The organism is Shewanella sp. ENK2 (genome assembly GCF_043568515.1).
GTDB lineage: Bacteria > Pseudomonadota > Gammaproteobacteria > Enterobacterales > Shewanellaceae > Shewanella > Shewanella japonica.
In genome coordinates this window covers 3,094,624-3,119,362 of sequence record NZ_CP171406.1, presented here as the reverse complement: position 1 = coordinate 3,119,362, position 24,739 = coordinate 3,094,624, and the positions used below count along the sequence as shown (strand labels likewise).

At 42.3% G+C, this 24,739-nt stretch carries 25 protein-coding genes and 2 pseudogenes; 22 read left to right on the top strand and 5 right to left on the bottom strand.

What is annotated here, in order from left to right:
* Nucleotides 1–70: 70 nt before the first annotated feature.
* Nucleotides 71–1,306, bottom strand: coding sequence for an FAD-dependent monooxygenase (locus ACGEDC_RS13620; RefSeq protein WP_394493885.1), 1,236 nt, complete (start codon nt 1,304–1,306; stop codon nt 71–73).
* Nucleotides 1,307–1,621: 315 nt separating this feature from the next.
* Here ACGEDC_RS13620 and ACGEDC_RS13615 point away from each other — a divergent pair, with 315 nt between their 5' ends.
* The 8 genes and pseudogenes from ACGEDC_RS13615 (at nt 1,622) to ACGEDC_RS13580 (ending at nt 8,266) form a co-directional block, all read left to right on the top strand.
* The gene (locus ACGEDC_RS13615) at nt 1,622–1,873 is read left to right on the top strand and encodes a hypothetical protein (protein WP_394493883.1); all 252 of its coding nucleotides are present in this window, start codon (nt 1,622–1,624) and stop codon (nt 1,871–1,873) included.
* 53 nt (nt 1,874–1,926) lie between these two features.
* A complete protein-coding gene (locus ACGEDC_RS13610) occupies nt 1,927–2,055 on the top strand; it encodes a hypothetical protein (RefSeq protein WP_394493881.1) in 129 nt (42 codons plus the stop codon).
* A 92-nt stretch (nt 2,056–2,147) separates the two neighbouring features.
* Nucleotides 2,148–3,574: pseudogene (gene miaB / locus ACGEDC_RS13605) on the top strand (tRNA (N6-isopentenyl adenosine(37)-C2)-methylthiotransferase MiaB).
* Between the two features lie 137 nt (nt 3,575–3,711).
* Nucleotides 3,712–4,800: a PhoH family protein gene (locus ACGEDC_RS13600; protein WP_394493879.1), complete on the top strand. Its 1,089-nt coding sequence runs from the start codon at nt 3,712–3,714 to the stop codon at nt 4,798–4,800.
* Nucleotides 4,790–5,272, top strand: coding sequence for an rRNA maturation RNase YbeY (ybeY, locus tag ACGEDC_RS13595; RefSeq protein WP_394493877.1), 483 nt, complete (start codon nt 4,790–4,792; stop codon nt 5,270–5,272). Before ACGEDC_RS13600 ends, ybeY begins: the two co-directional genes overlap by 11 nt.
* Before the next feature lie 51 nt (nt 5,273–5,323).
* Entirely contained in the window at nt 5,324–6,202 is an 879-nt protein-coding gene (corC, locus tag ACGEDC_RS13590) for a CNNM family magnesium/cobalt transport protein CorC (protein ID WP_055025759.1), read from the top strand.
* Between the two features lie 45 nt (nt 6,203–6,247).
* Nucleotides 6,248–7,775, top strand: a pseudogene (gene lnt / locus ACGEDC_RS13585) (apolipoprotein N-acyltransferase).
* A complete protein-coding gene (locus tag ACGEDC_RS13580) occupies nt 7,772–8,266 on the top strand; it encodes a prepilin-type N-terminal cleavage/methylation domain-containing protein (RefSeq protein WP_192022246.1) in 495 nt (164 codons plus the stop codon). The pseudogene lnt and the gene ACGEDC_RS13580 overlap by 4 nt, the downstream one beginning before the upstream one ends.
* Before the next feature lie 44 nt (nt 8,267–8,310).
* On the opposite strand, the gene ACGEDC_RS13575 is transcribed toward ACGEDC_RS13580, so the two are convergent.
* A complete protein-coding gene (locus tag ACGEDC_RS13575; RefSeq protein WP_055025761.1) occupies nt 8,311–8,811 on the bottom strand; it encodes a zinc ribbon-containing protein in 501 nt (166 codons plus the stop codon).
* A gap of 120 nt (nt 8,812–8,931) precedes the next feature.
* Here ACGEDC_RS13575 and leuS point away from each other — a divergent pair, with 120 nt between their 5' ends.
* The 14 genes from leuS to lipA all read left to right on the top strand — a co-directional run bounded on the left by leuS (nt 8,932) and on the right by lipA (nt 23,261).
* The gene (gene leuS / locus ACGEDC_RS13570) at nt 8,932–11,511 is read left to right on the top strand and encodes a leucine--tRNA ligase (protein WP_055025762.1); all 2,580 of its coding nucleotides are present in this window, start codon (nt 8,932–8,934) and stop codon (nt 11,509–11,511) included.
* A gap of 163 nt (nt 11,512–11,674) precedes the next feature.
* Complete coding sequence (gene lptE, locus ACGEDC_RS13565; protein ID WP_394498352.1) at nt 11,675–12,169, top strand: LPS assembly lipoprotein LptE; 495 nt, start codon at nt 11,675–11,677, stop codon at nt 12,167–12,169.
* On the top strand, nt 12,169–13,200 hold the full coding sequence (holA, locus tag ACGEDC_RS13560) for a DNA polymerase III subunit delta (RefSeq protein WP_394493873.1): 1,032 nt from the start codon (nt 12,169–12,171) through the stop codon (nt 13,198–13,200). The genes lptE and holA overlap by 1 nt, the downstream gene beginning before the upstream one ends.
* Nucleotides 13,197–13,850: a nicotinate-nucleotide adenylyltransferase gene (gene nadD / locus ACGEDC_RS13555; protein WP_394493871.1), complete on the top strand. Its 654-nt coding sequence runs from the start codon at nt 13,197–13,199 to the stop codon at nt 13,848–13,850. Before holA ends, nadD begins: the two co-directional genes overlap by 4 nt.
* Nucleotides 13,851–13,938: 88 nt before the next feature.
* A complete protein-coding gene (gene rsfS, locus ACGEDC_RS13550) occupies nt 13,939–14,268 on the top strand; it encodes a ribosome silencing factor (protein ID WP_394493869.1) in 330 nt (109 codons plus the stop codon).
* Complete coding sequence (gene rlmH / locus ACGEDC_RS13545; RefSeq protein ID WP_055025767.1) at nt 14,268–14,738, top strand: 23S rRNA (pseudouridine(1915)-N(3))-methyltransferase RlmH; 471 nt, start codon at nt 14,268–14,270, stop codon at nt 14,736–14,738. The genes rsfS and rlmH overlap by 1 nt, the downstream gene beginning before the upstream one ends.
* 95 nt (nt 14,739–14,833) lie before the next feature.
* Complete coding sequence (mrdA, locus tag ACGEDC_RS13540; RefSeq protein ID WP_055025768.1) at nt 14,834–16,690, top strand: penicillin-binding protein 2; 1,857 nt, start codon at nt 14,834–14,836, stop codon at nt 16,688–16,690.
* Nucleotides 16,691–17,797 (top strand): rod shape-determining protein RodA, encoded by a 1,107-nt coding sequence (gene rodA / locus ACGEDC_RS13535; RefSeq protein WP_394493866.1) that lies wholly within the window; start codon nt 16,691–16,693, stop codon nt 17,795–17,797.
* An 89-nt stretch (nt 17,798–17,886) separates the two neighbouring features.
* Complete coding sequence (mltB, locus tag ACGEDC_RS13530) at nt 17,887–18,924, top strand: lytic murein transglycosylase B (protein WP_394493864.1); 1,038 nt, start codon at nt 17,887–17,889, stop codon at nt 18,922–18,924.
* On the top strand, nt 18,914–19,726 hold the full coding sequence (locus ACGEDC_RS13525) for a septal ring lytic transglycosylase RlpA family protein (protein ID WP_394493862.1): 813 nt from the start codon (nt 18,914–18,916) through the stop codon (nt 19,724–19,726). The genes mltB and ACGEDC_RS13525 overlap by 11 nt, the downstream gene beginning before the upstream one ends.
* 224 nt (nt 19,727–19,950) lie before the next feature.
* Nucleotides 19,951–21,126 carry a serine hydrolase gene (locus ACGEDC_RS13520; protein WP_080917405.1) on the top strand — a complete coding sequence of 392 codons (1,176 nt, stop codon included), beginning with the start codon at nt 19,951–19,953 and terminating at the stop codon, nt 21,124–21,126.
* A gap of 157 nt (nt 21,127–21,283) precedes the next feature.
* Nucleotides 21,284–21,550, top strand: coding sequence for a DUF493 family protein YbeD (gene ybeD / locus ACGEDC_RS13515; RefSeq protein ID WP_055025773.1), 267 nt, complete (start codon nt 21,284–21,286; stop codon nt 21,548–21,550).
* Nucleotides 21,551–21,643: 93 nt separating this feature from the next.
* Entirely contained in the window at nt 21,644–22,294 is a 651-nt protein-coding gene (gene lipB, locus ACGEDC_RS13510) for a lipoyl(octanoyl) transferase LipB (protein ID WP_394493859.1), read from the top strand.
* Nucleotide 22,295: 1 nt separating this feature from the next.
* Nucleotides 22,296–23,261 (top strand): lipoyl synthase, encoded by a 966-nt coding sequence (gene lipA / locus ACGEDC_RS13505; RefSeq protein ID WP_394493857.1) that lies wholly within the window; start codon nt 22,296–22,298, stop codon nt 23,259–23,261.
* Between the two features lie 127 nt (nt 23,262–23,388).
* Here lipA and ACGEDC_RS13500 read toward each other — a convergent pair whose 3' ends face one another.
* From ACGEDC_RS13500 to ACGEDC_RS13490, 3 genes are all read right to left on the bottom strand, one after another.
* A complete protein-coding gene (locus ACGEDC_RS13500; RefSeq protein WP_394498349.1) occupies nt 23,389–23,607 on the bottom strand; it encodes a DUF6500 family protein in 219 nt (72 codons plus the stop codon).
* Nucleotides 23,608–23,742: 135 nt separating this feature from the next.
* On the bottom strand, nt 23,743–24,243 hold the full coding sequence (gene rimI / locus ACGEDC_RS13495) for a ribosomal protein S18-alanine N-acetyltransferase (RefSeq protein ID WP_394493855.1): 501 nt from the start codon (nt 24,241–24,243) through the stop codon (nt 23,743–23,745).
* A gap of 70 nt (nt 24,244–24,313) precedes the next feature.
* Complete coding sequence (locus ACGEDC_RS13490) at nt 24,314–24,670, bottom strand: DNA polymerase III subunit psi (protein WP_055025776.1); 357 nt, start codon at nt 24,668–24,670, stop codon at nt 24,314–24,316.
* Between the last annotated feature and the right edge of the window lie 69 nt (nt 24,671–24,739).

Sequence of the window (24,739 nt, the reverse complement as noted above, 5' to 3'; positions counted from 1 at the left end):
AGGCACTTCATTCGACAACATTATTTAATTAATGATTCAGATCTGTGGGTATGGCTAGTCACAATATCGGTCATGCTAAGCCTAATGCATATTTAAGGACTTTCTTTTTGATTGGGTTTTCATGGTTTGCTAGCTTTAACATGCCATTTCTTAATAATTTGAGCGGCAATAAATTATTACTAAAACCAGCATAAAATGCATCCATCGCAGACATCATCAGTAAATTATCGTTATAACGTTTGCACTGATATTGCTGTAACACGCTTCCAGTCCACCAAGGTTTATCATTGCCAATTGCATCAGCAATCGTCGCAATCAATACATCAACATCTTTAAAACCAATATTCACCCCCTGCCCCGCAAGTGGGTTAATGGTATGTGCTGCATCACCTAATATGACCACATTGTCTTGATAATATGATTGCGCATGTCGACGTGTTAATGGAAAACTGCCTCTGTCGATAACGGTAAAGTCACTATCTAACCGCTCAGGGAAATGCTGTCTGATTTGTTCGGCAAGTTGCACAGGGTTAAGTTGCATTAATTGCTTAATTCGGCTGCGACTGTCATACCAAACTAATGACGCATTTTTACCTGGTAAAGGTAAAAGCGAACGTGGGCCATGAGGTGTAAATTGTTGCCATGTAACATCTTGTTGCTCAGTCGCTGTGGCAACATTAATCAACATGGCTGATTGTGCATAATCCCAACCTGTAATACCAATACCAGCCCACTGACGGACTTGTGAGTTAGCCCCATCGGCCCCCACAACCAGTGTCGCCATCAGCTCAGCACCAGAATCAAGACTGACTTTGACTTGTGTAGCTTCACTTGAGCTAACTCGTTCAAATCGACTTACACTGTTGGGGCAATATAAGGTGATATTGTCCATCGTCTCGATTTGTTGCCATAGACACAGTTGAATTAAGCGATTTTCAAAAAAGTAACCTAAATGCGGCTCATCTATTTGGTCCGCATGAAACCGAGTGATGCAATCATCCATCTCCCAAGTTTCTAAGCCTTTGTATGCCACATGACGTAATGATAATAAGGTGTCCATCACACCAAGACGGTCGAGCAATTGCTCAGAGGCGACACTAATTGCTGACACTCGAAGGTCCAGCGCTTGTTCTGGTTCATAGGCCTTGGGTTGATAAGCTTCAATCATTGCAACATTTAAGCCTAACTGCCCCAAGCCAACAGCAACTGCAGCCCCAACCATCCCGCCACCAACAATCACTACATCATGTTGAATCTCTTGACTTTGGTCACTGCCTTCAACCGTATCTTGAACTGCATCTTGCATTACTAAACCCTTCTCATCGCACGTCACACTTGTTTTAGTTAAATATGTGCAAACGTGTCTAAAATCGCTTAATCGTGTCGATATGTTGCTAGACAATCTTTGAGCAACACCTGCTTACAATGGTGACATATTAACCAGTAAACCTCTTCATATACTCAAACTGTCTAATGAAAACACCTTGCACCACTTCTGTCATGCCAAGGTAAGAGAGGATACTATGTCTACTAACAGCACGTACGTACATTCTACAAAAATTAGCACCAAACTTTCGATAACGTCATTGGCGTTTAATGTAAAAAAATAACCCGCGTTTTAGTGAGCGCTATATTGGCCGTCACTGGGTTATTTTCTGCTGCATCTCATGCGCAAATACAACCAATGGAAACCGTCACTGTCATCTATCGCACGCCATTTGATTATGCCTTATATCAGCAAACCACGGAAATGCTCACTGGCTTTAATCGAGAGCTAGGCCAGAAAATTATTGCCCAAGCTCGCCAAGACAATGTCACCTTGGCAAAAAGATACGGTTTTTTGCTGATGACGAACAAGAATTCGTCAATTTAGCCGCAGAGTTTACCCATTCATCAAGATTGCATGCTGATTTAAATCAAAAGGTCATGCTTCAAGCACGTTTAGATAATTTAGCGATGGTCGAAGATTTTGGCTTTTTTGCTAATCAATCAAATGAGTTAGCACAGCAAGATAAATACCCTGAAAAAATAGGGGTATTCGCCATTTCAGAATAATGCCAACAAGATGTGCACAAAGGCTAGCCAGCGAGCCTTTGTGCAGTTAAAATACTCGGCTATTTTTCTGTGGTAATAGAACGGCGTAACTGATGAGTAAAAAACTGCACATAAAAACCTGGGGCTGTCAGATGAACGAGTACGATTCATCTAAAATGGCTGATTTGCTGGACGATTATCAAGGTTATACCTTGACTGAGGATGCTGAAGAAGCAGACGTACTGCTACTAAACACATGTTCAATTCGTGAAAAAGCACAGGAAAAAGTGTTTCATCAGCTTGGTCGCTGGAAAACCTTAAAAGATAAAAAACCTGATTTAATTATCGGTGTTGGCGGCTGTGTTGCTTCGCAAGAAGGTAAAGCAATTAAAGAACGTGCTCAGTGTGTTGATATTATTTTTGGCCCACAAACCTTGCACCGTCTTCCTGAAATGATTACCCAAATCAATAACGGTGATAAAGCCGTTATTGATGTGAGCTTCCCTGAAATCGAAAAGTTTGACCGTTTACCTGAGCCTAAAGCTGATGGTCCAACGGCGTTCGTGTCCATTATGGAAGGTTGCAGTAAATATTGTTCTTTCTGTGTTGTGCCATACACACGTGGTGAAGAAGTCAGCCGCCCTGTCGATGATGTGATTTTAGAAGTTGCACAACTCGCGGAGCAAGGTGTACGTGAAGTAAACCTACTTGGCCAAAACGTTAATGCTTTCCGTGGCCCAACTCACGATGATGAAATCTGCACCTTTGCAGAGCTCATTCGCTTAGTAGCATCTATTGATGGCATCGATCGTATTCGCTTTACCACGAGTCACCCTATCGAGTTTTCACAAGACATTATTGATGTCTATGAAGATACACCTGAATTAGTGAGCTTCTTGCACTTACCTGTTCAGTCAGGTTCAGATCGCATCTTAACTAACATGAAACGTGGCCATATGGCGATTGAATACAAGTCAATCATCCGTCGCTTACGTAAAGCCCGTCCTGATATCCACATCAGTTCTGACTTTATTATTGGTTTCCCAGGTGAAACTCAAGCAGACTTTGAAGACACCATGAAGTTAATTGAAGATGTGAGCTTTGATCACAGCTTCAGCTTTATCTACAGTGCACGTCCTGGTACTCCAGCAGCGGACTTGCCTGATGATGTATCCATGGAAGAGAAAAACAGCGACTAGCGATTTTACAAGACCGTATTACTCAACAAGCGATGCGTTACAGCCGTCAAATGCTAGGTACAGTGCAACGTATTATGGTAGAAGGTCCATCTGTAAAGAATCCAATGGAGCTTCGTGGTCGTACTGAAAATAATCGTGTCGTTAACTTTGAAGGCGATCCAAAGTGCATTGGTGGCTTTGTTGATGTTGAAATCGTTGACGTTTACACGAATTCATTACGTGGCGTATTTGTCCGTGGTGAAGACGAAATGGATTTACGTCGTAGTTTACGCCCGTCAGATATTTTGGCTAAACATAAAACCGATGATGATTTAGGTGTGACTCAGTTCACTCCAAACTAATCATTAATCAGATTATGTTTTGTTAATAAAGGCGGCCTTGAGCCGCCTTTATTATGCTTTTACCATCATAGCGTGGTATTTTAGCGTTTACACTCGTAGATTGATTGTTAATAAACTCTCGTTTTGGAGCAATATTTTTGTCCACTAAAGTAACAACCATGAATTTGTACCTTGAGCCCTCAGAGACTCGAAGGTTGGCCTCATTATGTGGTCCTTATGATGACAACATTAAACAACTTGAGCGCCGTTTAGGGGTTGAAATTGCCCACAAAAACAATCATTTCAAGATTGTAGGCCTACCACGCAACGCATTTAATGCGAATAATTTGCTCAAGCAGTTATATATTGAAACGCAAACGGTTAAAGGCAGCACCCCTGATCTTGAACCTGAGCGCGTGCACTTAGCCATACAAGAAGTCATCAACCTTGAAGCTGAAAGCTCAGGTGAAGACAGTGCCCTGCACATCAAAACTAAACGCGGTGTTATCAAGCCAAGAAATCCAAACCAAGCCAATTATGTGGCCAATATTGCCAAGCATGATATTACTTTTGGTATTGGTCCTGCTGGTACGGGTAAAACCTTCTTAGCCGTGGCTGCAGCCGTTGATGCCCTTGAGCGCCAAGAAGTCCGCCGTATTTTGCTAACTCGACCAGCGGTTGAAGCAGGTGAAAAATTAGGTTTCTTGCCTGGTGATTTAAGCCAGAAAGTCGACCCTTACTTACGCCCGCTTTATGATGCATTATTTGAAATGCTCGGATTTGAAAAAGTTGAAAAACTGATTGAGCGCAACATTATTGAAATTGCGCCACTTGCTTATATGCGAGGCCGTACCTTAAATGATGCGTTTGTTATTTTGGATGAAAGCCAAAATACAACGGTTGAACAAATGAAAATGTTCCTAACCCGTATCGGCTTTAATTCTCGCGCTGTTATCACAGGTGATATTACTCAAATAGATTTGCCTCGTAGCCAAAAGTCTGGTCTACGCCAAGCTATCGAAGTGCTCAGCGAAGTGAATGACATCAGCTTTAACTTTTTCATGTCACACGATGTTGTGCGTCACCCAATTGTTGCTAGAATTGTTGAAGCCTATGATGCCTTCGACAGTAAAGAGCTAGCAATAAAAGCAGAAAAAGAGCGCCAGTACAAAAAGCGACAAGAAGCATTTAACGAACAAATCACGCAAGAAAATCATGCTACTGAGGTCGTTAAAAATGAGCTCTGAGAAAAGCACGAAACTGGAGCTAGATGTAGACTTACAGATTGCGGTAAATGACCCACAAGCTATTCCGGCACAAGAAGAGTTTGAATTATGGGTTCGCACCGCAATTGGTAACACAATGGCACAAGCTGAATTGACGATTCGTATTGTCGAAAATACTGAAAGTCAGCAGCTCAACCATACTTATCGAGGCAAGGATAAACCAACAAATGTTTTATCGTTTCCCTTCGATGCCCCACCGGGGGTAGAATTGCCACTTTTAGGTGATTTAATCATTGCTGCTGAGGTCGTAGAACTCGAAGCAAAACAACAAAATAAGCCTCTTGTTGCACATTGGGCTCATATGGTTATTCATGGCTGCTTGCATTTGCTAGGTTATGACCATATTATCGACAGTGAAGCCGAAGAAATGGAGTCATTAGAGACTCAACTCATTGAAGGTTTAGGTTTTTCAAATCCGTATAAGGAAGCATAAATAAGTCAAAGGATTGCATGAAAGTGCCCTCCAGCGATTTAGTAAAATATTATGAGTGACGACATCCCACCGAGTACCAGCGCCCGTAAAAAAAACTGGATTGACAAAATAGGTCAGTTGTTTCAGGGCGAACCTCAAAATCGTGAAGATCTTGTTGATGTGATTGCAGGCGCTGAAGAGCGTGATCTCATTACCGAAGATACTCGCGAAATGATGAATGGTGTTTTAGAAGTATCGGGTCTTCGCGTTCGCGATATCATGATCCCTCGAAGCCAAATAGTCACATTACAAATCGATAGTACTGTTGAAGAGTTACTTGAAACAGTCATCGAATCAGCGCACTCTCGTTTTCCCGTAGTAAACGAAGACAAAGATCATATTGAAGGTATTTTGTTAGCAAAAGATCTACTCAAATATGGTTTTAAGCAATCTGACCAACCTTTCTCATTACACCAAGTCATTCGACCTGCTGTAGTTGTCCCAGAAAGTAAACGAGTCGATGTGCTGCTAAAAGAATTCCGCTCCCAACGTTATCATATGGCCATTGTGGTTGATGAGTACGGTGGTGTATCCGGTCTAGTCACCATTGAAGATATCTTGGAAGAAATCGTCGGCGAAATTGAAGACGAATTTGACCATAGCTCAGTGGAAGATACGGAAATCAAGAAGATCAGTAACACAGCGTTTATGATTAAAGCTCGCACGCCCATTGATGAATTCAATGAAGCTTGTGGTACCCAATTCAGCGACGAAGAGTTCGATACTGTCGGTGGTTTAGTGTCTCATGCCTTTGGTCATTTGCCAGAGCGTAATGAAAGCGTGTTAATCGAAGGCATTGAATTCAAAGTCACTAACGCTGATACTCGACGACTCATTCAGCTTAGTGTGAAGTTACCTGATCCTAAACTTCAAGAAGACAACGACGACTAACACTGTGTTTAAAAAAATAATATCTCTGCATCATCTTTAGTTAAGATGATGACCGCTTTTATTGCGGGTGCTTCAACCACACTCGCTTTTGCGCCCTACTCCATTTGGGCCTTCTATCCAGCGGCGATGTTATTTGTCCTCTGGCAAAGCCGTAAATTAACCCCAAAAGAAAACTTCTTTCACTGGTTAAGTTTCGGCTTTGGCTGTTTTGCCTTTGGTATAAGCTGGGTACATGTCAGCATCGACACCTTTGGGGGATTACCCTTATTTGTATCGATGACATTAATGGGATTATTAGCACTTTACCTAGCACTTTATCCCGCACTGGCAGGCTACCTCACCGCCAAGCTTAGCCGGCGCCCTCGCTTTAAGCATTGGCATTGTTATTTCCAATATCTAGGTTTGTTTCCTGCTCTTTGGGTTATTACAGAGTGGATGCGAGGCTGGGTATTAACTGGATTCCCGTGGTTATGGGCTGGCTACAGCCAAACCCAAGGGCCGCTTTCTGAGTTAGCCAGCATTGTTGGCGCACTTGGATTAAGTTACATCATTGCCCTATTCTGTGGCTCTATTGCATTAGTCATGAAAAAGCGCTTTATGAGTGCCATCATTATTTCTGCAGTGCTATTGGCGTCCACAATCGCAGCACCAATGATATCGGACATTACCCTCGCAATGAGACTGTAAAAGTGGCCTTGGTGCAAGGTAATATTGCACAAAGCATGAAATGGGAGCCTGATGCACTATGGCCTACACTGCTAAAATACATGGACTTAAGTCGGCCAAATTTTGATGCTGATATTGTCATATGGCCAGAGGCTGCTGTTCCGGCACCAGAATCAATGGTGGGTGATTTTTAAGAAACACAGATAAAGTCGCCAATATGAATGACAGTGCCATTATTACTGGCATCATCAGTCTGCAAAAGAATGATTTTTATAATTCTCTTATTGTCCTAGGTAACGCTAATAAAGCCGTTCAACCTATGGGCGATTATCAAGGCAATGGTACTAATGATTATAAAAAACACCACTTACTGCCTATCGGTGAATTCGTCCCGTTTGAGAGTCTGCTAAGACCATTGGCACCGTTTTTTAATCTGCCAATGTCATCATTTGCTAGGGGAAATTTTCAACAGCAAAACCTTAACGCTATGGGGTATCAAATTGCTCCAGCACTTTGCTATGAAATCGTATTTCCAGAACAGCTTCGCGCCAATACTCATGCTGATACTGATTTACTGCTTACTGTGTCAAATGATGCATGGTTTGGTGACTCAATTGGCCCCCTACAGCACATGGAAATTGCCCAAATGCGCTCAATTGAGCTTGGTAGACCACTGGTTCGAGCAACCAATAATGGCGTGACAGCTGTGGTTGATGTCCACGGTCGTATTACCCACCAAATACCACAATTTAAAGAAGGCGTATTAGTGGCCGATGTCGCTTTATATGACGGTGAAACTTGGTTTAAACATCTAGGTCAGACCCCATTATTGATATTGTGCTGGTTACTATTACTCGTTGGCATCGCTATTCAAGTGTCGATCTGGAAACAGAGCAAAACTGATTGAACCAAAAACAAAAGCAAACAGGGTTTACCTTAATTGAGCTCGTTGTTGTCATTATCATTTTGGCTATTTTAGCCATCGTGGCAGCACCTAAATTTATCACTGTCTCTACTGAAGCGAGAGTCAGCGGCCTTGCACAGCTCAATGCCAGTGCTAAAACAGCAAATAATCTTGTTTATGCCCGCTCGCAGATGAGTAGCTTTTCTACTCAAGCTGTAGGAAGCCGTGATGATTTGTTAGATATTGATTTAGAAGGTGATGGCAGTTTTAATACCCGCCTAAAATGGGGTTACCTAGATAATACTGATATCGAAAAGTGGCTCATTATTGATGATGGTTTTGTGATTGAGTACCAAGGTATTGCAAATACCTTTATCGGTTACGATTTAAACCAAGACGGCAAAGTCCAAGATGACCAATGCTATTTTCTCTATACCCAAGCTGCTAATGCAACCACCCCACCAGGCTATGTTAACGAGGTGTCTGGGTGTTAAACCGTTAATTGGCTCAGCTGAGCCAATTAACCTTAGCTAAAACATTAAGGTGCTAATGATTCTCGGGTGAACATTTCATTATCACACTGAGGGCAGTCAGGAATTAAGCTTGGAAACTCAATGCTCATTTCATGGTTACATTCAGTACAAATGACCTTTCCTTGGTTTATCACCTCACCCGACATATAAAAGCCCTTGTGTTTGAAGTCTTGGGCAATTTCATGCCATTCAACTTGGCTTCTATCCGTAATTTCACCTAGCCAATGCCAAAGGGTGTTTTCTAAAGTGATAACTGTAGGACTAAAACTGAGATTTTCAGCATTTTCCTCTTTTACATAGCTTGCGATGTCACGCTTTAAAAATTCTTCTACTAAAGCGAGCTCCTCTGCTTGAGCTTCTGACTTCAATTGCAAATAATCTTTACACTGGGTTACTGATGCAAAAAGGCTCTTTGCAGTCAATGAGTTATCTTCTTCATAGCGCTGTTTCACTTGCTCAAAAAGCGTCTGATAAAGCCCTAATAATGCTGAACTTCTTCCACTCATAAAAAATACTCCTTCATCTGAACCTTTTTAATGCATCACTTCTAGTTTATTCTATGCAGATCTCACTCGCGCTTTTTAGCGTTAGATCAAACAATGGGCGGCATAGGCCGGAATAGATTGATGCAAGAGCAATATAATCCCTCAGAAATTGAAGCCCTAGTGCAAAAGCACTGGGAAGACAAAAAAACCTTCGAAGTTACAGAAGATGAAAACAAAGAGAAATTTTACTGTCTCTCAATGTTCCCTTATCCATCTGGTCGACTTCACATGGGACACGTCCGTAACTACACCATAGGTGATGTTGTTGCTCGTTACCAACGTTTGCAAGGTAAAAATGTATTACAACCTATCGGTTGGGACTCATTCGGCCTACCTGCTGAAAATGCGGCAATCAACAACAAGACAGCCCCAGCACCGTGGACATACGAAAATATCGACTACATGAAAAACCAGCTTAAATTATTAGGTTTTGGTTATGATTGGAGTCGTGAAATTGCGACTTGTACTCCTGAGTACTACCAGTGGGAGCAATGGTTCTTCACCAAGTTATACGAAAAAGGCTTAGTCTATAAAAAGACTGCGTCAGTAAACTGGTGTCCAAACGATGAAACCGTACTCGCCAATGAACAAGTACAAGACGGCTGCTGCTGGCGCTGTGACACTGAAGTGGTTCAAAAAGAAATCCCTCAGTGGTTCATCAAAATTACCGATTACGCTGAAGAGCTATTAAATGATATTGATCAGCTAGACGAATGGCCTGAACAGGTTAAGTCAATGCAGCGTAACTGGATTGGCCGCAGTGAAGGTATCGAAATGACCTTTAATGTTGCTAACAGTGACGAGACGTTCGATATCTACACAACACGTCCAGACACCGTTATGGGTGTGACGTATGTTGCGATTGCAAGCGGTCACCCGCTAGCAGAAAAAGCCGCGCTGAATAACCCAGAGTTAGCTGCATTCATTGAAGAATGTAAAAACGTTGATACCACTGAAGCTGCTATGGCTGCAATGGAGAAAAAAGGCGTTGCAACGGGTCTTAATGCCATTCACCCATTAACGGGTAAAGAAGTCCCAATTTGGGTCGGAAACTTTGTATTAATGAACTATGGTACAGGCGCTGTAATGTCTGTTCCAGCTCATGATCAACGTGATTACGAATTTGCTAAAAAGTATGGTTTAGCCATTGAAGCTGTAATTAAGCCAGTTGATGGTGAGCTAGATATTAGTGAAGAAGCCTTCACTGAAAAAGGCGTACTATTTAATTCAGCTGAGTTCGACGGTCTTGAATTCCAAGCCGCTTTTGATGCGATTGATGCAAAACTTGCCGCAGAAGGTAAAGGTAAGCGTCAAGTCAACTTCCGTCTACGTGACTGGGGTGTTTCTCGTCAACGCTACTGGGGCGCACCAATTCCAATGGTGACCCTTGAAGACGGTACTGTCATGCCAACGCCAGAAGAGCAACTACCCGTTGTCTTACCTGAAGATGTGGTAATGGATGGTATTCAAAGCCCAATTAAAGCAGACAAAGAGTGGGCTAAGACTGAAGTTAACGGCCAGCCAGCACTGCGTGAAACAGATACCTTCGACACTTTTATGGAGTCATCTTGGTACTACGCACGTTACTGTAGCCCGCATGCCGATCAAATGCTTGACCCTGCTAAAGCGAACTACTGGTTACCAGTGGATCAATACATTGGTGGTATCGAACATGCGTGTATGCACTTACTTTACTTCCGTTTCTTCCACAAGTTACTTCGCGATATCGGATTAGTAGATTCGAACGAGCCAGCAAAACGTCTATTGACTCAAGGTATGGTACTTGCTGATGCGTACTACTACACCAATGAGAAAGGCGCTCGAGTTTGGGTTTCACCAGCTGATGTAACAGTTCAAGAAACTGACGACAAAGGCCGTGTAGTTAAGGCTGTCGACAAAGAAGGCCATGAGCTGGTTTACACCGGTATGAGCAAAATGTCGAAGTCTAAGAATAACGGTATTGACCCACAAGAAATGGTTGATAAATACGGTGCTGACACCGTACGTTTATTCATGATGTTTGCTGCACCACCTGAGCTAACGCTTGAGTGGCAAGAATCAAGCGTTGAAGGTGCACATCGCTTTATTAAGCGTTTATGGAAAACGGCACACGATCATGTTGCTCAAGGTGACGTTGTTGCTCTTGACCCTAAAGCGCTTGATAACAATCAAAAAGCACTTCGTCGTGAACTGCATAAGACCATCGCCAAAGTCAGTGATGACATCGAGCGTCGTCAAATGTTCAACACTGCTATTGCCGCTATCATGGAGCTAATGAACAAATTGCAAAAAGCACCGTCTGCTAACGAGCAAGACCGTGCACTTATGCAAGAAGCATTAACTGCAGTAACGCGTTTGCTTTACCCTATCATTCCACATACAAGCTTTAGCTTATGGACTGCTTTAGGTAACCAAACTGATATTGAAGATAGCTTATGGCCAACAGTTGATGAGTCAGCACTGGTTGAAGACAGCAAACTTATTATCGTTCAAGTGAATGGTAAACTGCGCGCTAAAATCACCGTTGCTGCAGATGCATCAAAAGAAGAAGTTGAAGCGTTAGGCTTAGCGGATGAAAACGTACAAAAGTTCACTGACGGTGTCACCGTGCGTAAAGTGATTTACGTACCAGGTAAACTGCTGAACATTGTTGCAAAATAATCATTTTCAACAATTAACGCTGTTCACTACAGTGAAATAATGCATTTTCTGACAGTAAGGTTGCTATTGATTAGCAACCTTACTTATTTCCCTGTAATCTATTATTCAACTTTGCTTTAGCAAAATATCCACTCCAACGTTTAAAAGGATGCCAATAACAGTGATGCTAATACAACGCATTAGCTTGGCAATAATCGCACTGGTTATCTTAACCACTGCAGGTTGCGGCTTTAAATTACAACGCAGTTATTCTATTCCAGCTGAGCTTGAAGAATTACATTTAAGTACCAGCGATAAATACAGTGAGCTATCAAGACTGGTAAGCGACAGATTACGTATTCATGCAGTCTCAACAGTGCCTGCATCAGATACAACGCCAACACTAAGGTTAATTAACGACTCATTAGAGCGAGCGACATTATCGTTATACCCAACAGGTAACGTTGCCGAATACGAATTGATTTATTTAGTGAATTATTCCGTCACTTTGCCACAATCTGAACCACAAATTTTCCATGCTGAAGTACGTCGCGATTACCAAGACGATCCTCGTACAGCTCTCGCTAAAAGTCGCGAGATGGATATGTTGGTCAAAGAAATGCGTATTCAAGCAGCTGACAACATTATTCAAACGTTGGCCTCAATCGAGGTGAATTGATGCGGGTTTACCCAGATCAAATAAGCCAGCATTTAAAAAATCCTCACGGTTGCTACCTGTTATTTGGCGATGACCCATGGCTCATCGAAAATTGCAAAGGACAGATTTTAGCAGCAGCGAAAAAGCATGGCTTTGATGAACGTGTTCACTTAACTCAAGAAACAGGTTTCAGCTGGAATGATTTGATTCAGGAATGGCAATCTATGAGTTTATTTGCCAGTCGACGGATCATTGAATTAACCCTGCCACAAGCTAAACCCGGCACAGAAGGCTCTGCTGCATTAATTTCAATGATGCAAAGCCCTAATCCAGATATTATTTTACTTATTCACGGACCAAAGCTGTCCGCTGAAACTAAAAGTAAATGGTTTAAGACCCTCGATGCATCTGGCATTTATTTACCTTGTACAACCCCAGAAGGGAAGCAATTTCAGCGCTGGCTAGATAACCGAATCCATCATTATCATTTGCAAGTGCAAATGGATGCCAAAGCCATGCTGTTTAACTTGTTTGAAGGCAACTTATTAGCAGCAGAGCAAGCACTACAGCTACTGCAATTACTCAGTCCGGAACAACCGATTCATAGTGATCATTTAACTGATTATTTTGAAGATCAATCTCGCTTTACCGTATTTCAGCTTACGGATGCCCTATTAGGTAACCATCAAAAGCACGCACAGCACATGCTGGTGCAATTAAATGGCGAAGGCACCGCCATGCCAATTTTAATGTGGGCACTGTTTAAAGAACTTAATGTACTGCTTAGTTTAAAAACAGCGGTCGAAGAAGGCGCACAGCTTAATAGTCTTTGGCAGCAGCACCGAATATGGGATAAACGCAAACCGCTTTATCAAGCAGCATTAACGCGCTTAACCCTAAGCCAAATCGAACACATGCTTGCCTTTGCTTCAAAAATGGAAATGAATCTCAAACAACAGGGTATTGAAGATTGGACAGCTATGAGCCATTTATGTCTGCTATTTGATCCAAATGCACATCGCCGCCTTGCCCATATTGAGCTGCAGACATGAAAATAGGATTACTAGGCGGCACTTTTGACCCAATTCATTTAGGTCACATCAAGCCCGCATTGGAAGTCTTGCATCAGCTAAATCTCGATAAAATTTGGTTAATGCCAAATCATATACCGCCCCACAAACAATCAACGACAGTCAGCACACAACATCGTCTTGCAATGACTCAAGCTGTCTGTGAGCTATATGATGAGTTTGCACTTTGTGATATTGAAATTAATCGTGACACACCATCATATTCGGTAGCAACGTTAGCATTACTTAAACAGCAATATCCCCAGCATCAGTTTTACTTCATTATGGGAACCGACTCCTTTATCCAATTACCCACTTGGTATCGCTGGCAATCATTATTCGACTTATGCCATATCGTCGTATGTCAGCGACCAGGCTGGCAGTTAACAGCTGAACATCCAATGGCAAGCGTATTAGCAGATAACCAACTCGTCAGTACCAGTGCATTGACAGGAAAAATCTACCCTATCGAAGTACAGCCGCAAGATATCTCCTCGACACAAATACGCCAATTGCTGAGCAATTTAACAGTCGAAGAACGCCAAGACTCAAACAATGCACAGCTAAATGCATTACTCCCTGAGGTCATTCAGCAATACATTTGCCAACATAGTCTGTATCAAGCTAATTAAGCTGTTCATTTGCACGCCAGTTCAATTGCGCTAACAGGGGTATTTTGCGTATAATGCCCCGTTGTTTTAACAGATCGAGGTAAGTGACGTGCAGAGCACGGAATTAAAAGATTTTGTTGTCGATAAGATCGATGACCTAAAAGCCAAAGACGTTGTGATATTAGACGTGGCAAACCAATCGCATATTACTGATTTTATGGTAATTTGTTCTGGTACATCAAAAACACATGTTCGTGCAATCGCAGAGAATATGATCGTCGAAGCTAAAACTGCAGGCATGCAACCGTTAGGTGTTGAAGGTCGTGATAGCAGCGAATGGGTACTGGTTGATTTAGGTGGCGTAATTTTACACGTGATGCAGCAAGCAACACGCGAATTCTACGACCTAGAAAAACTATGGACTGATAGCGACGCATAATGAAGTTACAACTGATTGCTGTTGGCACTAAGATGCCAGATTGGGTCACCCGCGGATTTGAAGAGTACCAACGTCGCTTTCCTCGCGATATGGCGTTAGAACTGATTGAAATCCCCGCAGGAAAGCGCGGTAAAAATGCTGATATAGCACGCATTCTTCAAAAAGAAGGCGAACTTATGCTAGCAGCAGTGCCCAAAGGCAATCACATTGTAAGCCTAGATTTGCCAGGCAAGAATTGGGAAACGCCCCAACTTGCTCAGCAACTCAGTAAATGGCAACTTGATGGCCGCGATGTCAGCTTATTGATTGGCGGTCCTGAAGGTCTTGCTCCTGACTGTAAAGCAGCAGCAAGCCAAAGTTGGTGTTTATCTGCACTGACTTTACCCCATCCATTAGTTCGAGTTTTGGTGGCAGAAAGCCTTTATCGAGCATGGAGCATAAATAACAACCACCCCTACCACAGAGAATAAACCTAATTGGTAAAGCGCTGGTAAAAGTGAAGTTAATTCAGCTAATATAGCTATTCTGAATTTTTTCTGCCTTACCCCTATCGGAGATAGCTTAAGTGTCGCCAAAAAAGCGCATTGCCATGCACGACCACGCTGCCGAGGCGTCGCTATTCAAACGTCGTGCTTTGTTTACCTTCCTGTGCGTATTTGTCCTAATCAGTATCCTGCTGTCTAATCTATACCAATTGCAGGTTGTCTCTTTCCAAGATTACGAAACACGTTCCAATGATAACCGTATTCGTGTGGTGCCTGTTGCCCCTAGTCGTGGTCTTATTTATGACAGACACGGACAGTTACTGGCTGAAAACCAACCTTTTTATACGTTAGAACTGATCCCAGAAAAAGCCCAAGGAATAACTGAGTCGCTGGATAAACTCAATGAGATCATTGCACTCACCCCAGATGAACGAGAAAGCATCACTGAAAGATTGCGTTACCATCGCCGCTTTAAGCCACTTACAATTAAATCCCGTCTCACTGAAGAACAAGTTGCCACATTTAGTGTTAACCAACACCAATTTCCTGGTTTTAGAGTAGAGGCAGGCCTTAAACGTCATTACCCATATGAAGGCTTAATGACCCATGTATTGGGTTATGTTGGAAAAATTAATGCTCGTGACCGTGCTTCACTTGAAAGCTCAGGACAATGGAAAAACTATGCCGCAACCAATGACATTGGCAAACAAGGCATCGAAAAATTCTACGAAAGCTTATTATTAGGTAAACCTGGCCACTTAGAAGAAGAAGTGAATAACCGTGGTCGAGTGATCCGCACCTTAAAAGTCACTCCGCCGACACCGGGTCAAGATATCTACTTAACATTAGATTTAAAACTGCAGCAAAAAGCCATGGAGTTACTCGATGGTCGCCGTGGCTCTGTTGTTGCTATTGACCCGCAAGATGGTGGTGTTCTCGCCATGGTTTCTAGCCCAACTTACGACCCTAATTTATTCGTACATGGCATTAGTTCTAAAGCCTATAGCGCATTACTTAATGATAAATCTAGACCTCTGATTAACCGTGCAACACAAGGTCAATATTCACCGGCATCGACGATTAAACCCCATGTTGCACTGCTTGGGCTAGAAGAAAAAACCATTACCGAGAAAACCCGTATTTGGGATCCTGGCTTTTGGCAAATTCCGAATGTTGAGCGTAAGTACCGAGATTGGAAACGTTGGGGTCACGGTTGGGTAGATGTGTATAGTTCAATCATGGATTCCTGCGACACGTTTTTCTATGATCTCGCCTATAAAGTCGGTGTCGATAAAATTGCCCAGTTTATGTCCCAATTTGGTTTTGGTGAATCCACTGGCATCGATATTTACGAAGAGGCCAACGGCATCATGCCTTCAAAAGATTGGAAGCGCATGCGCTATAACCAACCTTGGTATATTGGTGACACTATTTCGGTGGGAATTGGCCAAGGCTACTGGACAACCACGCCATTACAGCTAACGAATGCTGCCACCATATTAGCCAATCATGGACAGCGCTTCACACCTCATTTGTTAAAATCATTTAAAGATGAAACATCAAAAATTGATACACCGATAGATGAGCAAGCCCCAATTGTGCTCGATAATGACAACAACTGGGAAATCATCAATGAAGCAATGCGCCGCACAGCTCACAAATCTCGCTTTACCGATGCTACTTATACCGCAGCAATGAAAACCGGTACGGCGCAAGTATTCAGTGTGGCACAAGATGCCAAATACGATTCTGAAACCGTTGCAGAGCATTTACGAGATAACGCATTAATCATTGCCTATGCCCCTTATGAGAACCCGAAAATAGTCTTAGCAGTTGTACTTGAAAATGCTGGCTGGGGTGGTGTTAATGCAGGGCCAGTTGCCCGTGCTCTATTGGATGAATATATGTTACGTGACGAATGGAAGGTAGAAGAATGAATGCTTCTCACCACCCACATAAAAAATATCTGGCAAAAACTTCACATAGATTTGCCACTATTACTGGGCCTATTAGCATTAATGCTATTTGGCTTATTTGTGATTTATTCAGCCAGTGGCGAAGATGCTGCCATGATGGAGCGTCAGTTAGTTCGCTTAACACTGTCGCTAGGCGTAATGTTTGTATTTGCACAAATTAACCCTGAAATCCTCAGGCGGTGGGCTCTGCCCATCTACGTTGCAGGCATAATACTGCTCTTGGGAGTGCACTTTTTTGGCACCATCAATAAAGGCGCACAACGTTGGTTAAACCTCGGTTTTATGGAGTTTCAGCCCTCTGAACTCATCAAATTAGCCTTCCCAATTACAATGGCTTGGTATATCAGTAAGTTTCCATTGCCGCCTAAAAAGCGCCACTTAGCGGGCGGCTTAGTCATACTGTTAATCCCAACGTTATTAATTGCCAAACAACCGGATTTAGGAACCTCGATTCTTGTTGCCGCATCAGGTGTATTTGTCCTGTTTTTATCAGGCATGAGCTGGGTTATTGTCGGCAGTTGTGTCGCAGCAATTTTGGCGCTTCTGCCAATTCTGTGGTTCTTTTTAATGCACGATTATCAACGCACACGTGTGATGACCTTATTCGATCCTGAACGTGACCCTCTAGGTGCTGGCTATCATATTATCCAATCCAAAATTGCTATTGGTTCTGGTGGTCTTTGGGGTAAAGGCTGGCTACAGGGCTCACAATCACAATTAGAATTCTTACCTGAGCGCCACACTGATTTTATTTTTGCCGTGATAGGCGAAGAGTTTGGTTTGATTGGTAGTTTAATTTTATTAGGCTTGTACTTGTATATCATTGGCCGAGGCCTTGTTATCGCCTCACGAGCACAAACCAGTTTTGCCCGCTTACTCGCAGGCAGTATTACCCTGACCTTCTTCGTTTATATTTTCGTGAATATTGGCATGGTTTCCGGCATTTTACCTGTAGTGGGCGTACCACTGCCGTTAGTCAGCTATGGCGGAACATCGATGATGACATTGATGATAGGATTTGGCATCTTAATGAGTATTCATACTCATCGACGATTCATAGACCGTTAAGTATTGCGCTGTATATTATGCCTCGAGTCATATCACAACGGCTCGCATTACAATAAGTCGCTAATAAACATTAAACAATAGGATTGTTAATGCACTTTAAAACAAGACTCGCAGCTGGATTAGCATTGCTACTGAGCTGCACCAGCCTTCAAGCTGAAGATACGGTAAATGCGCAAGTGACTGATAGCGCTAAAATGACAGATAGCGCAGAAGTCCTCGCCCTAAAACAAGAATTTATCGCCACCCAAGTCAGTAAAGGGTTTACTGAACAAGAAGTGCAGCAATTTCTTTCCAGTGCTAACCATAATCAAGCTGTATTAGATGCCATTTCAAAACCTTGGGAAGCCAAACCTTGGCATCAATATTACCCCATTTTCTTAACTGATAAGCGATTAGAAAAAGGCCTCGCATTTTGGCAAGAAAATGCTGAGACCATTCAAAAGGCAGCTGAAAAATTTCAAGTCGACCCACAAATTATCGTGGCCATTATTGGTATTGAAACTTTCTACGGCGGTTACATGGGTAACTATAAGGTTCAAGATGCTTTATATACCTTAGGATTTTATTACCCGCCAAGAGCGACCTTTTTCCGCAGTGAGTTTGGCAACTTGATGTCACTGATCAAAGAAGAACAATTAGATAACGATAATCTAAAAGGCTCTTACGCTGGCGCAATGGGTTATGGTCAATTTATTCCTTCAAGTTATCGCCATTACTCTGTTGACTTCAGTGGCGATGGACGTCGAGATTTACTCAATAGTAAAGAAGACGCCATTGGCAGTGTTGCTAACTACTTTCATCAACACGGATGGAAAAAAGGTGCTCCTGTTACACTCAAATTAAACCACACCAGTGACACTGCACCTGCTGCAAGTGTTTGGGTTAAGGGTAAGCCAACACAAACCGTTGCAGACATTTTAGCGCCAAGTTTAAGTCTGGCAGAATCTAAAGACATCGATGCATCACAAGCTGCATTATTAATTAAGCTTGAACAACCTGAGATGAACGAGTATTGGTTAGGTTTAAATAATTTTTACGTCATCACTCGTTATAATCGTAGCCCGCTTTATGCTATGGCCGTTTACCAGTTTAGCCAACAGTTAGAAGCAGCTTATCATGCAAAATAACACTCGTTTAAGCCTTGTCATCGTGAGTTTATGTGCTTTGCTCAGCGCGTGTTCAAGCTCTGGTTCAAGCCAAGATGATCGTTATCAAATGAAAAATGATCGGGCTCCGAAAAGTGCCCCAGATGTCAGTAAAGTTGAAGATGCCCATCCCAAATATGAGCCCTACAGTCGACAAGGCAATAAGCGAACGTATACCGTGCGTGGTAAGTCATATACTGTACTACCGACAGCAAAAGACTTTAGACAAAGTGGTTACGCCTCTTGGTACGGCTCTAAGTTTCATGGTCATTTAACCTCAAATGGCGAAACCTATGACATGTACTCAATGTCTGCGGCGCACAAGACTTTGCCTTTACCTAGCTATGTTAAAGTGACCAATGAAGCCAATAACAAACAGGTTATCGTTCGAGTCAATGATCGCGGCCCATTTCACGAAGGGCGTATTATTGATTTGTCATATGCTGCGGCCTATAAACTCGACATGCTAGGTAGCGGTACTGCCAAAGTAAGTATTGAAACCATTCATATTGACTCACCTGAATCTATGGCCCTAGATGAGCTAAAAGATGACAGCGTACATATCATTCAAGTTGTGGCCTCTAAAGACCAAGTAAGAATTAACGTATTAGCGAAAGAGTTTGAGCGCAAATACAAGGTGCCTGCAATAGTAGAAAGTGCAAATGGCTTTTACCGCTTACTGCTAGGACCGATAGCGCAAACCTACCTAGCCAATAAGTTATTAACCCAGATAAAACAAGACGGTTACCCACAAAGTTACCTGAGAACACCGACAAAAAAATAAATCGATAATAACCTGTCATTACCGACTGTAAATTAACCCTTGTTAATGAACCTAAATGCCAATTTATGGTCGACTAATGATATAATTGTTTTAATTGTGTCGTTTTAGTGTGTAAATCAACTGAAGTAGTTAGCTACTTTATGTTTAACTCGCTGTAATATCATTAAATATTGATTAACGACTCGACTTCTTTCATGACTAACCAGAGATGTGCAAACTCAATGATGAAAATTGTAAACACACCGCTTAAATCTTTGCTGCTGCTTTCCGCTGTATCTTTTTCTTCTCAAGCAGCCAACGCACCTATGGTTATGCCAAATGCGCCAACGGTAGCCGCTAAAGCTTACGTATTAATGGATTACAACTCTGGCCGCATTATTGCTGAAAATAATGCCTATGAGTCACTTAACCCTGCTAGCTTAACCAAAATGATGACCAGCTACGTTATTGGTCATGAAGTTAAAGTTGGCAACATTTCGCTGGATGACGAAGTAACCATAAGTAAAAAAGCATGGTCTAAAAACTTCCCAGATTCGTCGAAAATGTTTATCGAAGTAGGTAAAAAAGTCACTGTTGAAGACCTAAACCGAGGCATTATTATTCAATCGGGTAACGATGCTTGTGTCGCCATGGCTGAGCATATTGCCGGAACAGAAGACGGCTTTGTCGATTTAATGAACTCTTGGTCAAAACAGCTAGGTATGACCCAAAGTTACTTTGAAAACTCACACGGTCTTGATTCTGACAACCACAAAACAACTGCATACGACATGGCATTATTAGGTGCTGCATTAATTCGTGATGTACCAGATGAATACCGTGTTTACTCTGAAAAGTCATTTACCTTTAACGGTATTAAACAGTACAACCGTAATGGCTTGCTATGGGACAACAGCTTAAATGTTGATGGTATTAAAACAGGCCACACTTCTGGCGCTGGATATAACCTAGTCTCTTCTGCAACCAATGACGGCATGCGTTTAATCACTGTTGTGATGGGTACGGGCAGTGAGTCAGCTCGTAAAGCGGAAAGCAAAAAGTTACTTAATTATGGTTTCCGTTTCTTTGAAACGATTACCCCTTATAAAGCGGGTGACACCTTTGTAACTCAAAAAATCTGGTATGGCGATCGTGAAACGGTAGATTTAGGTGTGGTCACTGACACCCCAATTACCATTAATCGTGGCCAAGCTAAAAACTTACAAGCTAACTTCGAGTTAACTAAGCCTTTATCTGCGCCTTTAGCTAAAGGTGAGACGGTTGGCCGTATCTTCTTCCAACTTAACGGAAAAGATATTGCTGAGTTCCCACTTGTTACTCTTAATGAAGTGAACGAAGGCAGCTGGTTTAGTAAACTTATGGATTACTTCAAGCAAATGTTTGAAGGTTGGTTTGGCTAAACCTAGCTAAAAACCATAACCTCGCTTCATATAAATAAAGTCACCTTAGGGTGACTTTATTTTTTACCGCTTTATTTAACCGCATTAGCCTTGTATTACAGTATAATTACCCCATATAGAACACAAAGCACAAAACACAACCGCAGAGAGCACACACATGATAGATACAAACTTTGGCGAATTAATGGAATTCCCGAATTCTTGCCCATTCAAAGTCATTGGCGCAGCAGATGATACGCTAGCCGATCGTGTTGTTGCCGTTGCACAACAGCTTGCTCCAGGCGATTACGCCCCAACAGTAAAATCGTCAAGCAAAGGTACGTACTACGCTATTTCTATTCGTATAACTGTAACGAGCAAAGAGCACATCGAAAAAGTTTATACAGATCTTGCAGCAATTGAAGGCGTTAACCGCGTACTTTAATTGCGTTTAAAACGTGATCAACCTAACACTTTAATGTCTTTTTAGTGTTAGGTGCGTATAATAAGCCATCTTTTTTGAGGGGAGAGGTTGCCCTTGCAAACTCAAGCGTTACATATCAGACATCTTGGACGCCAAGATTACGAATCAGTGTGGCATGCAATGCAAGCCTATACCGATAATCGTGACAGCGACAGCAATGACGAATTATGGATTGTTGAACACTCGCCCGTATTCACCCAAGGCCAAGCAGGCAAAAGCGAGCACATCCTCAACCCTGGTGACATTCCCGTCATACAAGTCGACCGCGGCGGTCAAGTGACTTATCACGGTCCAGGTCAACTGGTTGTATACCCTCTTATCGACATCAAGCGCAGTAAACTAGGCGTACGACAACTGGTCAATAGCATCGAGCAAAGCATTGTCGATATGTTGGCTATGTATGATGTCAATGCATACGCTAAAGCTGATGCTCCAGGTGTTTACGTTGACGAACGCAAAGTGGCTTCTTTAGGGCTTAGAATTCGTAAAGGCTGCTCTTTTCATGGCCTTGCCCTCAATGTCGATATGGATTTAGCGCCGTTTCAGCGTATTAACCCTTGCGGTTATGCAGGGCTTGAAATGGTGCAATGCAAAGCGTTAGGCGGTCCACAAACCGTTGAGGAAGCTGGCGAAAAACTGATTCAAACATTAAGCAAAGTATTGGGCTACCAAGAACTTGTACATCATCAAGGATTAGCAGAATAATATGAATAGGCCTGAAAGATTACAACCTGGTGTAAAACTGCGTGATGCCGAAAAAGTCGCACGTATTCCAGTAAAAGTGGTTCCTTCTGAAAAAGAAACCATGTTGCGCAAACCTAATTGGTTACGCGTGAAGCTACCTGCATCGAACCAACGTATTACTGAAATTAAATCAGCACTGCGTAAAAATGGCTTACATTCAGTCTGTGAAGAGGCATCATGCCCAAACCTTGCTGAATGTTTTAACCATGGTACAGCTACATTCATGATCTTAGGTGCCATTTGTACTCGTCGCTGCCCTTTCTGTGACGTTGCCCATGGGCGTCCGCTAAAACCTGATGCAGAAGAGCCTAAAAAGTTAGCGCAAACCATCAAGGATATGAAGCTTAAGTATGTGGTTATTACCTCTGTTGACCGTGATGATTTACGTGATGGCGGCGCACAGCACTTTGCTGATTGTATCCGTGAAATCCGTATTTTAAATCCGCATATCAAAATCGAGATTTTAGTGCCTGATTTCCGTGGTCGTATTGATGCAGCATTAGACATCATTGCCACTGAGCCACCTGATGTGTTTAACCACAACTTAGAAACAGCGCCTAAGCATTACCGTAAAGCGCGTCCTGGTGCGAACTATCAATGGTCACTCGATTTATTGAAACGTTTTAAAGAGCGCCACCCTAATGTACCGACTAAATCGGGCTTAATGATGGGACTCGGTGAAACTAACGAAGAAATCGCTCAAGTGCTGCGCGACTTACGTGCTCATGACGTTGAAATGCTAACTTTAGGTCAATATTTACAGCCTTCTAAGTTCCATTTACCTGTTGAACGTTATGTACCGCCAGCAGAATTTGATGCATTAAAAGATTTAGCTGACGAATTGGGCTTTACCCACGCAGCTTGTGGCCCTTTAGTTCGCTCAAGCTACCATGCAGACTTACAAGCTCAAGGTAAAGAAGTGAAGTAAGTAGTTAAAGCTGGTCGATTTAAACAAAAAAACGGCGCATCGCGCCGTTTTTTATGAGCCATAAGTTAACCTAACTGGCAAATGACAAGCTTACCCGCAAACGGCAGCTCATTTGCATTAGCTGATTTTATCGCCCTTGTTGAACCATGTTTTTGATTATCTTGGCTTTAACAAAATGGTCGAGCTTATGTGTTTGAATCCACCAAGTTGCGGCTTCCATCAACAACTGAGGGTCATCATTTTTATTAGCAAAAAACGCATAAAATGACACGCCAACATTATCCCCTTTCACCGCAATTTTTTTATCACACACTTCAATGATTTTGGCTCTTAATGATGCTCTCATATCCACTTAATTCTCATACTCAGTTAGTGCTTACAGCCATCGCCTTTGCGTGTTTCAAACAGCCTAACGACTTCTTACTCTTATATAATGGCGTCTATAATGCTTAGTTAAATCAACCTAACATGATAGGTCATATCAGACAGCTTCAATCGAGTAATCCATTAATATGGCATCCTCTCGGCCAGTATCACACGGATAATAGCCCTTACGCCTACCAGACTCACTGAATCCTAATTTATGATACAAGCCGATCGCAGCTTGATTCGATTGCCGAACTTCTAGCATCACAACTACTGCGTCATACTGCCTTGCATCAATCATAAGATGGTCAAGTAATTGCTTACCTAACCCTAATCCTTGATAATTTGGCACAATACAAATATCCAGCAAGGTTAGTTCATCAACTATTTGCTGCACTATGGCAAAACCAACTAATGTCTGCCCATCATAAGCGCCATAAACTCGATATAAACGCCCAAAACAGTCTGCTAAGTTTGTAAGGCTCCAAGGGTGACTGTGAGCCTGCTGTTCAATATTAAACATCTCAGGAGCGTTCTCAAGCTCCAGTAGACGGATTGTTATCGTTAAAGAAGAAGGTATTTTTTGATGTTCAGGTAGCGATGAATTATCAGACATAAGATGTTGGATTCATATGGTAATGATGAGAATTGAATGACTTACTTTAGGTATTAAAAACCGCTAAAACCTAAGCTGCTTTTGATAAATGTTGGTAAATCTGCTGCCACAGTTCACGTTTGGCTTGATGCCCTTGCTGCAGTTCATCTAAAGGGGACGATACTAACCAAGCCACTCGGGGACGCACTTTTAACTTACGCATATCCCAGACAACCTGCATTCCCTTGACCATTTCGGTATCAAAATCACAATCAGCAAGTGCGATATTCAATAAAGATAGCACCTCTGTAACTAACGGGTGCAGGCTAATATCAGCCCCATTATTATCAGCCTCGCTGTCATAAATGATTAAATATGGTTTTCCTTTCGCATCAGCACTACGCCAACGAGTTACCCCCATTGCATCTAAATAAGCTGATTTTTCCAAAAGAATTCTCCCTCAGTGAAGGTTTGATTAACACGACTTGATAACAGAACAAGTAGAATAGCAGCTCAT

Bases quoted from the DNA above. Each gene is read 5' to 3' on its own strand.
- lptE (WP_394498352.1), top strand. From the start codon at position 11,675: ATGCTAATACAACGCATTAGCTTGGCAATAATCGCACTGGTTATCTTA.
- ybeY (WP_394493877.1), top strand. From the start codon at position 4,790: ATGAGCTCTGAGAAAAGCACGAAACTGGAGCTAGATGTAGACTTACAG.
- rodA (WP_394493866.1), top strand. From the start codon at position 16,691: ATGCTTCTCACCACCCACATAAAAAATATCTGGCAAAAACTTCACATA.
- rlmH (WP_055025767.1), top strand. From the start codon at position 14,268: ATGAAGTTACAACTGATTGCTGTTGGCACTAAGATGCCAGATTGGGTC.
- ACGEDC_RS13520 (WP_080917405.1), top strand. From the start codon at position 19,951: ATGAAAATTGTAAACACACCGCTTAAATCTTTGCTGCTGCTTTCCGCT.
- mltB (WP_394493864.1), top strand. From the start codon at position 17,887: ATGCACTTTAAAACAAGACTCGCAGCTGGATTAGCATTGCTACTGAGC.
- nadD (WP_394493871.1), top strand. From the start codon at position 13,197: ATGAAAATAGGATTACTAGGCGGCACTTTTGACCCAATTCATTTAGGT.
- ACGEDC_RS13575 (WP_055025761.1), bottom strand. From the start codon at position 8,811: ATGAGTGGAAGAAGTTCAGCATTATTAGGGCTTTATCAGACGCTTTTT.
- ACGEDC_RS13610 (WP_394493881.1), top strand. From the start codon at position 1,927: ATGCTTCAAGCACGTTTAGATAATTTAGCGATGGTCGAAGATTTTGGC.
- leuS (WP_055025762.1), top strand. From the start codon at position 8,932: ATGCAAGAGCAATATAATCCCTCAGAAATTGAAGCCCTAGTGCAAAAG.
- ACGEDC_RS13620 (WP_394493885.1), bottom strand. From the start codon at position 1,306: ATGCAAGATGCAGTTCAAGATACGGTTGAAGGCAGTGACCAAAGTCAA.
- rimI (WP_394493855.1), bottom strand. From the start codon at position 24,243: ATGTCTGATAATTCATCGCTACCTGAACATCAAAAAATACCTTCTTCT.
- holA (WP_394493873.1), top strand. From the start codon at position 12,169: ATGCGGGTTTACCCAGATCAAATAAGCCAGCATTTAAAAAATCCTCAC.
- ACGEDC_RS13525 (WP_394493862.1), top strand. From the start codon at position 18,914: ATGCAAAATAACACTCGTTTAAGCCTTGTCATCGTGAGTTTATGTGCT.
- corC (WP_055025759.1), top strand. From the start codon at position 5,324: ATGAGTGACGACATCCCACCGAGTACCAGCGCCCGTAAAAAAAACTGG.
- ACGEDC_RS13500 (WP_394498349.1), bottom strand. From the start codon at position 23,607: ATGAGAGCATCATTAAGAGCCAAAATCATTGAAGTGTGTGATAAAAAA.
- lipA (WP_394493857.1), top strand. From the start codon at position 22,296: ATGAATAGGCCTGAAAGATTACAACCTGGTGTAAAACTGCGTGATGCC.
- ybeD (WP_055025773.1), top strand. From the start codon at position 21,284: ATGATAGATACAAACTTTGGCGAATTAATGGAATTCCCGAATTCTTGC.